Annotated in this window: 12 protein-coding genes; 7 read left to right on the forward strand and 5 right to left on the reverse strand. The window is 70.5% G+C overall.

The window, feature by feature from the left end:
* Nucleotides 1–172: 172 nt before the first annotated feature.
* From ACQPYZ_RS06035 to purH, 3 genes are read left to right on the forward strand one after another with little or no spacing between them, the layout of a single operon-like run.
* Entirely contained in the window at nucleotides 173–1,423 is a 1,251-nt protein-coding gene (locus ACQPYZ_RS06035; protein ID WP_433166101.1) for a cell division protein PerM, read from the forward strand.
* Between the two features lie 10 nt (nucleotides 1,424–1,433).
* A complete protein-coding gene (gene purN, locus ACQPYZ_RS06040; protein WP_433166103.1) occupies nucleotides 1,434–2,066 on the forward strand; it encodes a phosphoribosylglycinamide formyltransferase in 633 nt (210 codons plus the stop codon).
* Nucleotides 2,063–3,622, forward strand: coding sequence for a bifunctional phosphoribosylaminoimidazolecarboxamide formyltransferase/IMP cyclohydrolase (gene purH, locus ACQPYZ_RS06045; RefSeq protein ID WP_433166105.1), 1,560 nt, complete (start codon nucleotides 2,063–2,065; stop codon nucleotides 3,620–3,622). Before purN ends, purH begins: the two co-directional genes overlap by 4 nt.
* Nucleotides 3,623–3,765: 143 nt before the next feature.
* Here purH and ACQPYZ_RS06050 read toward each other — a convergent pair whose 3' ends face one another.
* Nucleotides 3,766–4,035 (reverse strand): DUF3017 domain-containing protein, encoded by a 270-nt coding sequence (locus tag ACQPYZ_RS06050; protein ID WP_433166107.1) that lies wholly within the window; start codon nucleotides 4,033–4,035, stop codon nucleotides 3,766–3,768.
* A gap of 163 nt (nucleotides 4,036–4,198) precedes the next feature.
* On the reverse strand, nucleotides 4,199–5,056 hold the full coding sequence (locus ACQPYZ_RS06055; protein ID WP_433166110.1) for a bifunctional methylenetetrahydrofolate dehydrogenase/methenyltetrahydrofolate cyclohydrolase: 858 nt from the start codon (nucleotides 5,054–5,056) through the stop codon (nucleotides 4,199–4,201).
* 102 nt (nucleotides 5,057–5,158) lie between these two features.
* On the opposite strand from ACQPYZ_RS06055, the gene ACQPYZ_RS06060 reads away from it, so the two are divergent.
* Nucleotides 5,159–6,145: a pirin family protein gene (locus tag ACQPYZ_RS06060; RefSeq protein WP_433166112.1), complete on the forward strand. Its 987-nt coding sequence runs from the start codon at nucleotides 5,159–5,161 to the stop codon at nucleotides 6,143–6,145.
* Between the two features lie 16 nt (nucleotides 6,146–6,161).
* On the opposite strand, the gene ACQPYZ_RS06065 is transcribed toward ACQPYZ_RS06060, so the two are convergent.
* Nucleotides 6,162–6,476 (reverse strand): cupin domain-containing protein, encoded by a 315-nt coding sequence (locus ACQPYZ_RS06065; RefSeq protein WP_433166114.1) that lies wholly within the window; start codon nucleotides 6,474–6,476, stop codon nucleotides 6,162–6,164.
* Nucleotides 6,477–6,546: 70 nt separating this feature from the next.
* Between ACQPYZ_RS06065 and ACQPYZ_RS06070 the strand changes: the two genes are divergently transcribed.
* Complete coding sequence (locus ACQPYZ_RS06070; RefSeq protein WP_433166116.1) at nucleotides 6,547–7,494, forward strand: helix-turn-helix domain-containing protein; 948 nt, start codon at nucleotides 6,547–6,549, stop codon at nucleotides 7,492–7,494.
* On the opposite strand, the gene ACQPYZ_RS06075 is transcribed toward ACQPYZ_RS06070, so the two are convergent.
* The gene (locus tag ACQPYZ_RS06075; RefSeq protein WP_433166118.1) at nucleotides 7,461–8,096 is read right to left on the reverse strand and encodes a phosphotransferase; all 636 of its coding nucleotides are present in this window, start codon (nucleotides 8,094–8,096) and stop codon (nucleotides 7,461–7,463) included. The genes ACQPYZ_RS06070 and ACQPYZ_RS06075 overlap by 34 nt on opposite strands.
* Nucleotides 8,097–9,368 carry a glycoside hydrolase family 18 protein gene (locus ACQPYZ_RS06080; protein WP_433166119.1) on the reverse strand — a complete coding sequence of 424 codons (1,272 nt, stop codon included), beginning with the start codon at nucleotides 9,366–9,368 and terminating at the stop codon, nucleotides 8,097–8,099. It abuts the gene before it with no gap.
* 131 nt (nucleotides 9,369–9,499) lie between these two features.
* Here ACQPYZ_RS06080 and ACQPYZ_RS06085 point away from each other — a divergent pair, with 131 nt between their 5' ends.
* Together ACQPYZ_RS06085 and ACQPYZ_RS06090 are read left to right on the forward strand one after the other, a co-directional pair.
* Nucleotides 9,500–10,210 (forward strand): transporter substrate-binding domain-containing protein, encoded by a 711-nt coding sequence (locus ACQPYZ_RS06085; RefSeq protein ID WP_433166121.1) that lies wholly within the window; start codon nucleotides 9,500–9,502, stop codon nucleotides 10,208–10,210.
* 168 nt (nucleotides 10,211–10,378) lie between these two features.
* Complete coding sequence (locus tag ACQPYZ_RS06090) at nucleotides 10,379–13,699, forward strand: S8 family serine peptidase (protein WP_433166123.1); 3,321 nt, start codon at nucleotides 10,379–10,381, stop codon at nucleotides 13,697–13,699.
* Nucleotides 13,700–13,736 lie beyond the last annotated feature (37 nt).

Below are 13,736 nucleotides of genomic sequence, written 5' to 3' on the forward strand. Positions count from 1 at the left end.
CCCGACAGTACCCGGTGGTCCCTGGTCGTCCCCACTCAGCCGGATCCCGGACACCACCCTGACACCGGTTGGTGTCCACCCCCGGACTGAGCGTGAACAAGCGGGCCGAAGTCTTCCATATCCGGCGTGTCAGGACGAGTGGCGTTCCACCGCGGTGGACCATGGGAGTCAGATGACCGACATGTTGAGCCGTCCGGGCGCCCGTGACGGCGGACCACACCAGGCGCCCGGGCCCGCCCCCGACGCCCCGACGAAGCCGGTCGTACTCTCGGCGGTGATCTCCGCGGGCGCGTGCCTACTCACCGGCCTCCTGACCTGCGCCGCGGTCGCCGTGATCGGCTGGCTGGCCGCGACCTTCGGCGGAGCGGCCGGAGCCATCCGCGCAGGGGCGTCGGCCTGGCTGGTGGCCCACAAGGCCGGCGTGACGCTCGGCAGCGGGGCCATCACCATCGCGCCGCTCGGTCTGACCCTGTTCCTCGCCTGGTGCCTGTACCGCGGCGGCAAGTCCGCGGCCCGGACCAGCGCTGCCGACCGGACCAAGGACCTGATCGTGCTGGCCGGCACGTTCGCGCTGGTCTACGGCCTGGGGGCGCTGATCATCGCCCTGCTGACGGCCGACGGCGCGCTGAAGGTCTCGCCGCCGGCCGCCTTCTTCGGTGCCGCGTCGCTGGCCTTCGTCGCGGGGTCGATCGGCGTCCTGATCGAGTCCGGCGCGGCCGAGGACATCGTCGACGCGACCCCCGCCGGGCTCCGGGACGCGGTGCCGGCCGCGGGCGCCGCCGTACTCACCGTGATCGCGATCGCCTCGCTCCTGTACGGCGTACTCCTCGCGATCCGCTTCTCCAGGGTGACCGCGATGCTGGAGTTGCTGGACGCCGGTGTGGTCGGCTCGGTGGTGCTGTTCGCGATCTGCCTGATGCTGGTCCCGAACATGGTCATGTACGTCGTCTCCTTCCTCGCCGGCCCCGGATTCCAGCTCGGAGTGGGTACGACGGTCGCGCCGACCGGTGTGGACGTCGGCAATCTGCCCGCGCTGCCGCTACTGGCCGCCGTACCCGCGGACGGGGCGACACCGACGTACCTGCTCGTGCTGACGGCCGTGGTCCCGCTGGCGGCCGGTGTGGTCGCGGGGCTCGTGGTAGCCCGGCGCGGGCTGGCTGACCCGGACTCCGACGCGTGGGGGTGGGACGCGTTCGCGCTGCGCGGCGGTATCGCGGCTCTGCTCGCCGGGCTCATGCTCTACGTGCTCATGGCCCTGTCGGGTGGTTCGGCCGGACCGGGGCGGATGTCGGCGGTCGGGATCCCGGCCGCGCTGCCGGCGGCCGGCGTACTCGCCGCGGGGATGGCGATCGGGGCCTCGATCACGGCCGCGCTGATCGCCGCCCGGCGACCGGTTGACGATGAGGCGGACGCCGGGCGATAAGCTTCGGCGCGTGACAGACCCGGTTGCGCCCACTCCCGAACCTGCGCGCCTCGTGGTGCTCGTCTCGGGGTCGGGGTCGAACCTGCAGGCCCTGCTCGACGCCTGTGCCGATCCGGCGTACGGCGCCCAGGTCGTCGCCGTGGGTGCGGACCGCGAAGGGATCGCCGGGCTGGACCGGGCCGCCGCGGCCGGCGTGCCGACGTTCGTGCACAAGGTCAAGGACTACGCCGAGCGGACCGAGTGGGACCGCGCGCTGACCGCATCGGTGTCGGAGTACAAGCCCGACCTGGTCGTCTCGGCCGGGTTCCTCAAACTGGTCGGTGACGACTTCCTGACCGCGTTCGGTGACCGGTACATCAACACCCACAACGCGCTGCTGCCGGCGTTCCCGGGCATCCACGGACCGCGGGACGCGCTCGAGTACGGCGTGAAGGTGGCCGGCGCGACCCTGTTCTTCGTCGACGGCGGCGTCGACACCGGGCCGATCATCGCCCAGGTCGCCGTACCCGTCGAGGACGACGACACCGAAGAAACCCTGACCGAGCGGATCAAGGAGGTCGAGCGCCGCCAGCTGGTGGAGTGGGTCGGCCGGCTGGTCCGCGAGGGCTGGACCATCACCGGACGAAAGGTTCGACTGAAGTGAGCACCGACCGCAGGCCGATCCGCCGGGCGCTGATCAGCGTCTACGACAAGACCGGTCTGGAGGAGCTCGCTCAGGCGCTGCACGGCGCCGGCGTCCAGCTGGTGTCGACCGGGTCCACCGCGGGGCGGATCGCGGCGGCCGGCGTACCGGTGACCAAGGTCGAGGAGCTGACCGGGTTCCCCGAGTGCCTGGACGGCCGGGTGAAGACCCTGCACCCGATGGTGCACGCCGGGCTGCTGGCCGACGTCCGCAAGACCGAGCACGTCGAGCAGCTGAACGAGATGCGGGTCGAGCCGTTCGACCTGCTGGTCAGCAACCTCTACCCGTTCACCGAGACGGTCGCCTCCGGCGCGTCGGCGGACGAGTGCATCGAGCAGATCGACATCGGCGGCCCGTCGATGGTCCGCGGCGCGGCCAAGAACCACGCGAACGTCGCGGTCGTGGTCTCACCGGCGCGCTACCCGGAGATCGTGGCCGCACTCGCCGACGGCGGCTTCACCTTGGAGGAGCGGCAGCGGCTGGCCGTGGACGCGTTCGTGCACACGGCGACGTACGACGTGGCCGTTGCGTCCTGGATGGGCAACGTGCTCACCGACACCTCGGAGGGCTCCGGCTTCCCGGCCTGGGTCGGCGCGACCTGGGACAAGTCCACGGTCCTGCGGTACGGCGAGAACCCGCACCAGCCGGCCGCCCTGTACAGCAACGGCCGCGGCGGGCTCGCGTCCGCCGAGCAGCTGCACGGCAAGGAGATGTCGTACAACAACTACGTCGACGCCGACGCTGCGCGACGTACGGCGTACGACTTCACCGAGCCCGCGGTCGCGATCATCAAGCACGCCAACCCGTGCGGCATCGCGGTCGGCAAGGACATCGCCGAGGCGCACCGGCGCGCGCACGAGTGCGACCCGGTGTCGGCGTACGGCGGGGTGATCGCGACCAACGCCCCGGTGACCGTCGAGCTGGCGAAGCAGGTCGCGGAGATCTTCACCGAGGTACTCGTCGCGCCTGCCTTCGAGGACGGCACGGTCGAGATCCTCAGTGGCCGGAAGAACCTGCGGCTACTGGTGGCGCCGGCGCCGTCGGGTGGGGAGTCGGTCGAGATCCGCGCCGTCAGTGGTGGTCTGCTGATGCAGCACGCCGATCGCTTCCAGGCTCCCGGCGACGACCCGTCCGCGTGGCAACTGGCCGCCGGGGAGCCGGCCCCGCCTGAGGTGCTCGCGGACCTCGCCTTCGCGTGGAAGGCGTGTCGCGCGGTCAAGTCGAACGCGATCCTGCTCGCCTCCGGCGGCGCCTCCGTCGGCGTCGGCATGGGCCAGGTCAACCGCGTCGACTCGTGCCGCCTGGCGGTGTCCCGCGCGGGTGAGCGTGCGGCCGGATCTGTTGCCGCGTCGGACGCGTTCTTCCCGTTCCCGGACGGGCTCGAGGTGCTGATCGAGGGCGGCGTCAAAGCCGTCGTCCAGCCCGGCGGCTCCATCCGCGACGAAGCCGCCATCGAGGTCGCCGAAAAAGCCGGCATCACCATGTACTTCACCGCCACCCGCCACTTCTTCCACTAACTATCGGTCCACCCACGCGCCCCCCGGCTGCCGCCGCGAGTGTCGCCGAGGAGGTTCGGGGAGCATCCTCGCCCCTTCTGGGTGCATGAACCTCCCCGAAGCCGGGGTTGGGTATGGACGACTTCGACCTGGCCGGCGTGGGGTCAGTTCGGGACGATGAGGGCGAGGGTGCCGATGGCGAGGCCGGCGCCCAGGAGGAAGGCGGTGTCGAACATGCGGCCGCGGACGTGCAGGAGGCCGGCGGCGGTGTCGGTGAGGGTGGCGCGGAGGAGGCCGGCGAGGAGTACGGCGCCGGAGAAGACCAGGACGCCGTTGCGCCAGTTGTAGAAGGTGAGCACGACCAGACCGGTCGCCGCGACCAGGAGCGACAGGATCAGGGGCCACTCGCTCCGGCGCTGAGCCTCGCCCGCCATCAGCACGTCACGCCTCTCTCGTTGCCGCCGGCCCCGATCACCGCTGCAGGCCCGGTCACGGCTGCGGGCCCGTTCACCGCTGCACGCCCGGTCACGGCTGCGCGCCCGTTTACCGCTGCAGGCCCGATCACCGCTGCGCGCCCGTTCACCGCTGCGGCCCCGATCACTGTTGCAGGCTCGCTTCGGCGGCTTCGACGACGTTGGTGAGCAGCATGGCCCGGGTCATCGGGCCGATGCCGCCGGGCATGGGCGCGATCCAGGCGGCCTGCTCGCGGGCGGCTGGGTCGATGTCGCCGACGATCTTGCCCTCGGCGTTGCGGCTGGTGCCGACGTCGAGCAGTACGGCGCCGGGCTTGACCATGTCCGCGGTGATCAGCCCCGCGGACCCGGCCGCGGCGATCACGATGTCGCCGGTGCGGACGACCGACGCCAGGTCCTTGGTGCCGGTGTGGCACTGGGTCACGGTCGCGTTCTCGGACTTGCGGGTGAACAGCAGGCCCATCGGCCGGCCCGCGGTCACGCCCCGGCCGACGACGACCACGTGGGCTCCGGCGATCGGTACGTCGTACCGCCGGAGGATCTCGACGCAGCCCTTCGGGGTGCAGGGGAGCGGGCCGTCCTGGCCGAGGACGAGCTTGCCGAGGCTGACCGGGTGCAGCCCGTCGGCGTCCTTGACCGGGTTGATGAGGCCGAGGATCACGTTGGTGTCGACGTGCTTGGGCAGCGGCAGCTGGACGATGAAGCCGGTGCAGTCCGGGTTCTCGTTGAGCTCGACGACCTTCGCGGCGATCTCGTCCTGGCTCGCCGAGGCCGGCAGCTCGACCTGGATCGACGCGATCCCGACCGCCGCGCAGTCGCGGTGCTTGCCGGCGACGTACGCCCGGCTGCCGGGGTCGTCACCGACCAGGATGGTGCCGAGCCCGGGCACCACGCCCTGCTCGGCCAGCTTCGCGACCCGGACCTTCAGCTCGTCCTTGATCGCCGCCGCCGTCGCCTTGCCGTCCAGAATCTGCGCCGTCACAAGGCCCGAGTCTGCCATGTCTTCGTTCCTGGAATACGCACCCCCTTGGCACAGTTGAGCGGGTTAGTTTATTCTTTAACTACCCCGAGCGAGGAGACCATCATGCCCGCCGTGACCGTCAGCGACATCACCGTCCTGCCCCGAGTCCACCAGCCGGACCCGGCCGTCGCCAGCGAGCGCGCGGTCCGGTCGGTGACGTCCGCGCCGAGCGGGTACGAGGGCGAGGGCTTCCCGGTACGGCGTGCCTTCGCCGGCGTCGACCTGCGCGACCTCGACCCGTTCATCCACATGGACCAGATGGGCGAGGTCGAGTACGCGCCGGGTGAGCCGAAGGGCACCCCGTGGCACCCGCACCGCGGCTTCGAGACCGTCACGTACATGCTCGACGGGATCATGGAGCACCAGGACTCCAACGGCGGTGGCGGCGTGATCTCCAACGGCGACACCCAGTGGATGACCGCCGGCAGCGGCCTGCTCCACATCGAGACCCCGCCGGAGCACCTGGTGCTGAGCGGTGGCCTGTTCCACGGCATCCAGCTCTGGGTGAACCTGCCGAAGGCGCAGAAGTGGGCTCCGCCGCGCTACCAGGACATCCGTGGCGGCGACTCGGCACTGCTGTCCACCGCGGACGGCGGCGCACTGATCCGCGTGATCGCCGGCTCCGTGGACGGTCACGACGGCCCGGGCTCGACCCACACCCCGATCACCCTCGTGCACGCGACGGTCAGCCCGGGCGCCGAGATGGTGCTGCCCTGGCAGCCGGACTACAACGCGCTCGTCTACGTATTGGCCGGTCAGGGCACGGTCGGCGCCGAGCACCGGCCGATCCGCAAGGGTCAGCTCGCGGTCTTCGGCCCCGGCGACACGATCCGTACGGCGGCCGGTACGTCGCAGCCGCAGGCCGAGCCGAACCTGGACGTCCTGGTCCTCGGCGGCCGCCCGATCCGGGAGCCGATCGCGATGGCCGGTCCGTTCGTGATGAACACCCGCGCCGAGGTGATCCAGGCGTTCGAGGACTTCCAGGCCGGCAAGCTCGGCTCGATCCCCGCCGTCCACGGCGCCCCCACCAACCTCCGCACCACCGACTGACCGTTGCCCTGCGCGGTCAGCCTTCGGGGTAGAAGAGGAACAGGGTGCAGCCCTGGGGGGACTGCGGGATGTGGGAGGACCCGGCTGGGCAGTGGATGAAGGAGCCGGCCGGGTAGTCGCGGGTGCCGTCGTTGAAGACGCCGTCGACGACGTACACCTCCTCGGGGCCGGGCTCGTGCACGTCGATGCCCTGCCAGGTCGAGCCCGGGTCCATCTCGAGCACATGCGCGGACGCACCGCTCGGGGCGCGCCACAACGAGCGCAGCCGGATGCCGGGGAAGAGCTCGCGGACCGAAACGTCCGCCACAGAAGTCCATTCGATGGTTTCCACAGCTCCATGCTGCGCTGTCCACAGGCTTTCCCACAGTGTCTGGATAGTCGTGGTCAGGTACTTTTGTGCCATGCATCGCGTGGTGGCGCTGGTGACCGGGACGCAGGCGAGTTTCGAGCTCGGATGCGCCGCGGCGGTGTTCCGCGCCGACCGGTACCGGTTCAGCGTGTGCACCGAGCGGCCGGGCCCGATCCGGACCACCGAGGGTTTCTCGATGACGGTGCGGTCGGGCCTGCGCGCCCTCGACCGCGCGGACACGATCGTCGTCCCGGGCTGGTTGCCGATCGAGCGGGAGCCGTCCGACGCCGTCGTCCGGGCGTTGCGGCGCGCGCATCGCCGAGGTGCGCGGCTGGTGAGCATCTGCTCCGGGGCGACCGCCCTCGCTGCGACCGGGCTGCTGGACGGACGGCGGGCCACGACCCACTGGCGGTACGCCGACCAGCTCCAGCGCCGGTTCCCCGCCGTACTCGTGGATCCGGACGTGCTCTACATCGACCACGGTGACATCGCCACCAGCGCCGGCTCGGGCACCGGGATCGACCTGTGCCTGCAGCTGGTCCGGCGCGATCACGGGGCCGCGTACGCCGCGCAGATCGCCCGGCGGATGGTGATGCCGCCGCACCGCGAAGGCGGCCAGGTCCAGTACCGCGTCGAGGACGCGCAGCCGACCGAGTCGCTGGGGACGCTGCTCGACTGGGCGACCGAGCACCTCGCCGAGCCGATCACGCTCGACGACCTCGCCGCGCGCCTCAACGTCTCACCGCGCACCCTGGCCCGCCGGTTCGCCGATCAGCTCGGGGTCGCGCCCGGCCAGTGGCTGCTCGCGCAGAGGATCGCGCGGACACGCGAATTCTTGGAGGACACCGACCTCCCGGTCGAGACGATCGCCCTCCGCGTCGGGTTGTCCTCGGCAACCAATCTCCGCCGCCGCTTCCACGCCGCCCTGAAGACCACCCCGAGTGCGTACCGACGGGCCTTCCGGGCTCAGAAAGCGCCGGAGTTGTCCAGGTCGGTGTAGTAGTCGATGCGGGGGTCGTCCGGGTCGGCGCCGTACTCCTCGACGAAGCGGCGGGCCGCGGGCAGGCCGCCGTACTGCGGGTTGAGCGTCCCGGAGAGGCTCTTGTACATCAGCGCGAGGTCGACGTAGCGGTTGCCGGTGCCGAGGCCGCTGACGTCGAGGACGCCGCTGAAGCGCAGGGTCTCCGGGTCGACGAAGACGTTGGGGCAGCAGTAGTCGCCGTGCGTCACGGCGTCGCCCTCACCCGGGAACGGCGAGCGGAACGGGCAGTCCGTCAGCTCGTCGAGAGCACGCAGACAGTCCGCCATCGCGGCGAGTACGGCGGGATGCTGGGCGGCCGGCCACGGCTGGGACGTGTCGCGGCCGGGCAGCTCCGTGGTCAGCAACCAGCCGGGGCCGCGGTCGACGATCCGCGGGCACGGGAACCCGGTCGAGCCCAGCCAGGCAAGCCGGTCCGCCTCGTCGTCGACCATCGGCCCGGCCTTGTGGAACAGGCGTTCCGAGCCACGGTCGAGCCGGACCACGGTCGCCGCCGACATTCCGAGGTGGATCGGTTCGGCGCTGCGCGCGCCGAACCGATCCAGCAGTGCGTTCAGATCCACTCAGCGAAGGTTACGGTGCAACGCCGAGATCAGCTCCCCCTTTTCGGTGTCCCCGTCGAGCGACCAGATCATCGCGCCGCCGAGCCGCCGGTCCGAGATGTACTGCGCCTTGCGCCTCATCTCGACCGGGTCGTCCCAGGTCCAGAACGTCGTACCGTCGAACAGCCAGGCGAAGCCGGCCTTGGTGTCGCGGTGGACGGTGAAGCCGGCGAGTTTCGCCTTGAGCCGGCGGTAGTCCTCGGTGCCGGGCCCGTACGTCCCTTGCGCCGGGCCGGTGGCGGGCTGGAACAGGCCGTTGTTCTGGTTGGTCACGCCGGTCCAGCCCTGGGAGTAGAACGGCACACCCATCACCAGCTTGCTGCGGGGCGCGCCGCGGGCCAGGTAGGAGTCGATCGTCACCTGCGAGCTGAACTCGACCGGCGACGGATCACCGGCCGGGCCGTCGATCGCGGACTGCTGGTTGGTCACCAGCTCCCAGGTGCCGTGGTAGTCGTAGCCCTGTGTGGTGGCGAAGGTCAGCTCCTTGAAGACCTTCGCGACCTCGAATCCGTTGTCGATCTGGACCGGGTTCGCGGGCAGGAACGCGGTCAGGTCGTAGCGGCGCTTGAACGGCCAGGACAGCCGGTCGAGTTGCCGGCGGTACTCGCGGACCAGTGCGGTGAAGTTCTGCTTGTCCTCCGGGCGGATCACGTTGCCCGGGTTGCCCTCACTGCCGGGCCACTCCCAGTCCAGGTCGATGCCGTCGAAGATGCCCTTCGCGGCGCCGGCCGGAAGACCGGGGAGGTTGCCCTTCAGCCACAGGTCCAGGCAGGACTTCACGTGCGCGGCCCGCGACGCCGGCGTGAGCGCCGCGTCGGAGAAGTACTTCGAGCCGGTCCAGCCGCCGAGCGAGATGCTGATCCGCAGCCGGGGGTACTTCTTCTTGAGCTGCCTGAGCTGGTTCAGGTTGCCGTTCAGCACCTGTCCCGGCTCGTCGGCCTGGCCGCTGACGCTCTGCTCCGCGGTGAACGGTCGCTGGTAGTCGGCCCACGGATCGCTGCTGACGCAGTTCCCCTGCTGGTCGACGAAGCCGAACGCGTAGTTGATGTGGGTCAGCCGCGCGGCCGACCCGTTCTTCACCAGATCGCTGACCAGGAAGTTCCGGTCGTACCCGCTCCAGTTGGTGTAGTACCCCACCACTCGCTTGCTGCTGTGCGCTTCCGCCGGTACGGCGGTGAGCCCCGCCGTCACGGTCGCGGCGGCCACCAGCAACCCCACACTCCGACGCATCATCCGATTTCCCCTCAGGCGGTCCAGGGACTAGCTGGCTGCAATCCTCATCCCTCCAGGCCACTTCGGCAATGTCTCTACTGAAAGATCGTCAGGAAACTTTCCTGCCAACGGAACGGCGGTAGGGTCGCCGCATGACGAGTGTGCGTGCGGACCTGGCGCCGACGGGTGTTCTGCGGGCTTCCATCAACCTGGGCAACCCGGTGCTGGCGCAGGGAACGCCGGAGGAGCCGGCTGGTGTCACCGTCGACCTCGCGCGCGAGCTGGCCCGCCGGCTGGATGTCCCGCTCGAGTTGGTCTGCTTCGACGCGGCCCGCAAGTCGTTCGAGGCGCTGACGACCGGGCAGGCGGACGTCTGCTTCCTCGCGATCGAGCCCGCGCGCGCCGACCAGGTCGCCTTCACCGCGCCGTACGTGATCATCGAGGGCGTGTACGCCGTCCGCCGGGAGTCGGACCTGGAGCAGGTGTCCGACGTCGACCGGGCCGGCGTCCGGGTCGGCGTGAAGCGCGGGTCGGCGTACGACCTGTATCTGACCCGGACGCTGCAGAACGCGACCATCGTCCGCGGCGACGAGGGCACCGACGTCTTCCTCGCCGAGGGGCTGGAGGTGGCCGCCGGGATCCGGCAGCCGATCACGCGGTTCGTCGCGGAGCACCCCGAGGTCCGGCTGATCGACGAGCGTTTCATGGAGATCCGGCAGGCCGTCGGCACGACCAGGACCCGGCATCCCGACACGGTCGCCTACCTGCACGCGGCGATCGAGGACCTCAAGGCGTCCGGCTTCGTGGCCGACGCTCTGATCCGGTCGGACCAGCCCGACGCGGCGGTGGCTCCGCCCGCCTAGCCGGCCGTAGCCGCACGGACACCCAGCGTGCAGCTTCCTGTCATGGCAGGAGGTGCCTGCAACTCTCCGGCCGTACCCGGACATCTAACGATGAGTGGCAGATCGGCTCCGCTCTGTGAGGCGGTCGATCGGCCTACGTGAGGACAACCGAACGGGAGGGAACTCATCGTGCGATCCACACCACGATCGCGTCGCTTCGGCCTGGCCGTTGCCGCGATCACCGCCCTCGGCCTGGGCCTACCCGGCCTGGCCCAAGCATCGCCACCGCCCGAACACCAACCCCGGACCGCCACCGCACAGCAGGCCGACGTACAGATCACGCTGGTCACCGGCGACCGGGTCACCCTGATCGGCGGCGACCCCACGCGGGCCGCGGTCGAGCCGGGCCCCGGCCGCAAGGGCATCACCTTCGGCACGCAGCGCACCAAGGACCACCTGTACGTCGTACCTTCCGACGTCCAGCACCAGGTCGCCGGCGGCCGGCTGGACCGCCGGCTGTTCGACGTGACCGGCCTGATCAAGGCCGGGTACGACGACAAGTCGGCGAAGGCGATTCCGGTCGTCGTGACGTATACGGGCAAGGCCCAGCCGCGGTCGGCGGCACCGGGAGCGACGGTCACCCGTCAGTTGCCGGTCGTGAACGGCACAGCGATGAAGGTGGACAAGACGAAGAGCGCCGGCTTCCTGGCCGGCGTGACCTCGGCGCGGTCCGCGGCCGGCGTGGAGAAGGTCTGGCTGGACGGCAAACGGGAGGTCAGCCTGGATCAGTCGGTCCCGCAGATCGGCGCGCCGGCCGCGTGGGAGGCCGGCTACACCGGTAAGGGCGTCTCGGTCGCCGTGCTGGACACCGGGATCGACAAGTCCCACCCCGACCTGGCGAGTCAGGTCGCCGGCGCGAAGAACTTCACCGAGGAGTCGGCCGAGGACCTGGTCGGCCACGGCACCCACGTCGCGTCCACGATCGCCGGGACCGCGGCGGCCTCGAGCGGCAAGTACAAGGGAGTCGCGCCGGACGCCAAGCTGTACGACGGCAAGGTGTGTGAGCAAGGCGGTTGCCCTGAGTCCGCCATTCTCGGCGGGATGGAGTGGGCCGCGAACGAGGTGAAGGCGAAGGTCGTCAACCTCAGCCTCGGCGGAACCGACACCCCGGAGGTGGACCCACTCGAGGAGGCCGTGAACCGGCTGACCGCTCAGACGGGCACGCTCTTCGTGATCGCCGCCGGCAACGACGGTCCGGGCGAGAGCACGGTCGGTTCGCCCGGCTCGGCGGACTCCGCGCTGACAGTCGGCGCGGTCGACAAGCAGGACCACCTGGCCGAGTTCTCCAGCCGTGGGCCGCGGGTCGGTGACGGCGCGGTGAAGCCGGACGTGACCGCTCCCGGCGTCGACATCGTCGCGGCCAAGGCGGCGAAGTCGATCATCGGCGAGCCGGTCGGCGACCAGTACCTGACGCTCTCCGGTACGTCGATGGCCACCCCGCACACCGCGGGCGCGGCGGCGCTGCTGGCTCAGCAGCACCCGGACTGGAAGGCCGGCGACCTGAAGGCCGCGCTGATGGCGTCGGCCAAGCCGGCCGACGGCCAGACGGCCTTCGAGCAGGGCACCGGCCGGATCGACGTTGCCAAGGGCATCAAGCAGGCCGTCGTCACCGACCCGGGCAGCGTGTCCTTCGGTACGGCGATCTGGCCGCACGACGACGACACCCCGGTGACCAAGACCCTCACCTACCGCAACCTGGGCGACCAGGCGGTCACGCTCGACCTGGCGGCGACGTTGTCGGGTCCGAACGGTCAGCCGGCCCCGGCCGGCGCGCTGACGCTGAGCGCGACCACCGTGACCGTGCCGGCCGGTGGGACCGCGTCGGTGCAGGCCACCTCGAACACCAACCACAGCGGCCCGGACGGCGGGTACTCCGGCCGGATCACCGCGACCGGTGGTGACACCACGGTGGTGTCGGCGGTCGGCGTGAACAAGGAGAAGGAGAGCTACGACCTCACCGTCAGCAACGTCGGGGTCGACGGCAAGCCCGCCCTCGCGTTCGGCGTGCTGTTCGGTCTGGACACCGACCTGTTCACCTTCCTCGGCGGGACGACCACGAAGATCCGGCTGCCGAAGGGCGAGTACTCCGTCCAGGGTGACCAGGTCGTGGAGCGGCCGGGTGGCGAGGGTCAGGACTTCTACTCCCTGGTCCAGCCGAGCATCAAGCTGACCGGCAACACCACCGTCGTCCTCGACGCGCGGGCAGCGAAGCCGGTCAAGGTCACCGTGCCCAAGGCCGACGCCGCAGTGGCGCTCGCCGTGCTCGGCTACGACCGGACCTCGCCGGACGGCCGGCGCGGGCTCGGATCGTCCGCCCTGCTGTTCGAGTTCGACGGCGTGCACTCCGGGCAGGTAGGACCGGCGCTCCCGCCCGAGCAGATGACCGGAAACGTCGCGTCCCAGTGGGCGAAGCCGGACGCCGACCAGTCGTTCGCGAACTCGCCGTACCTGTACGGCCAGGTCGACTCGACGCCGGGTGTGTTCCCGACCGGGTTCGTCCGGAATCTGAAGGCGAAGGACCTGGCCGTGGTCGACCAGACCCTGAACGCGACCGGTGACCGGCAACTTGAGCGGACGGTTCACGGCCGGGCGCCGTACATGAACGGATCCTGGGCGGTGATCCTGCCGTACGACGTGCCGGCGACCACGAAGGTGCTGGTCGACGACAAGCCGGCGGTCTGGAATCACACCGTCAGCGAGATCGCGCCGAGCCCGGACCCGGAGGACCCGTTCCCGGTCACGATCAGCCGGCTGACCTCGCCGGAGAAGGAGTACGCCGCGGGCCGGACGTATCGCGAGCGCTACAACGCGGCCGCCTTCACCGCGACGCCGGAGCTGGCGTCGCGGTCGGAGAACGACCTGCTGCTGTCCGCCTACTCGCTGTCGGACGCCGACGGCACCAAGGGGTTCGGCCTGATGGACACCCAGTCCAGCACGCTGCTCCGGGACGGGAAGGTCGTGGCCGAGTCGCCGTACTTCGGGTACATCGAGGCGACCGGGCTGCCGGCGGAGAAGGCGACGTACACGCTGGAGAGCTCGCAGACGCGGCCGACGTACTCGACGTTCAGCACCAGGACGGACCTGCGCTGGACGTTCACCTCGGCCGCCACGACGGAGCCGACGACGCTGCCGATGCTCGGCCTGCGGTACCAGCCGAAGGTCGACGGCCACAACGTCGCCGAACGCCGGCCGGTGACGGTGCTGCCGGTGATCGTCGACGGCGTGCCGGGCGAGGAACTGCCGCGGGTGAAGAAGCTGGAGCTCCAGGTCTCCGGTGACAACGGCACGACCTGGCACAAGGCCGCGGTCGTGCCGGCCGGCAAGGGCACGTACAAGGCGATCTTCGCCACCCCGAAGGCCGCGAAGACGGTGTCGCTGAAGGCCAAACTCATCGATGCCCAAGGCAACATCACCGAACAGACCGTGATCGGGGCCTACCCGCTCCGCTAGACAGGCGATCGAGCAAGAACCCCCGGGGAGCAGTTCA

It is taken from the genome of Kribbella sp. CA-247076, assembly GCF_050942445.1.
Taxonomy (GTDB): domain Bacteria; phylum Actinomycetota; class Actinomycetes; order Propionibacteriales; family Kribbellaceae; genus Kribbella.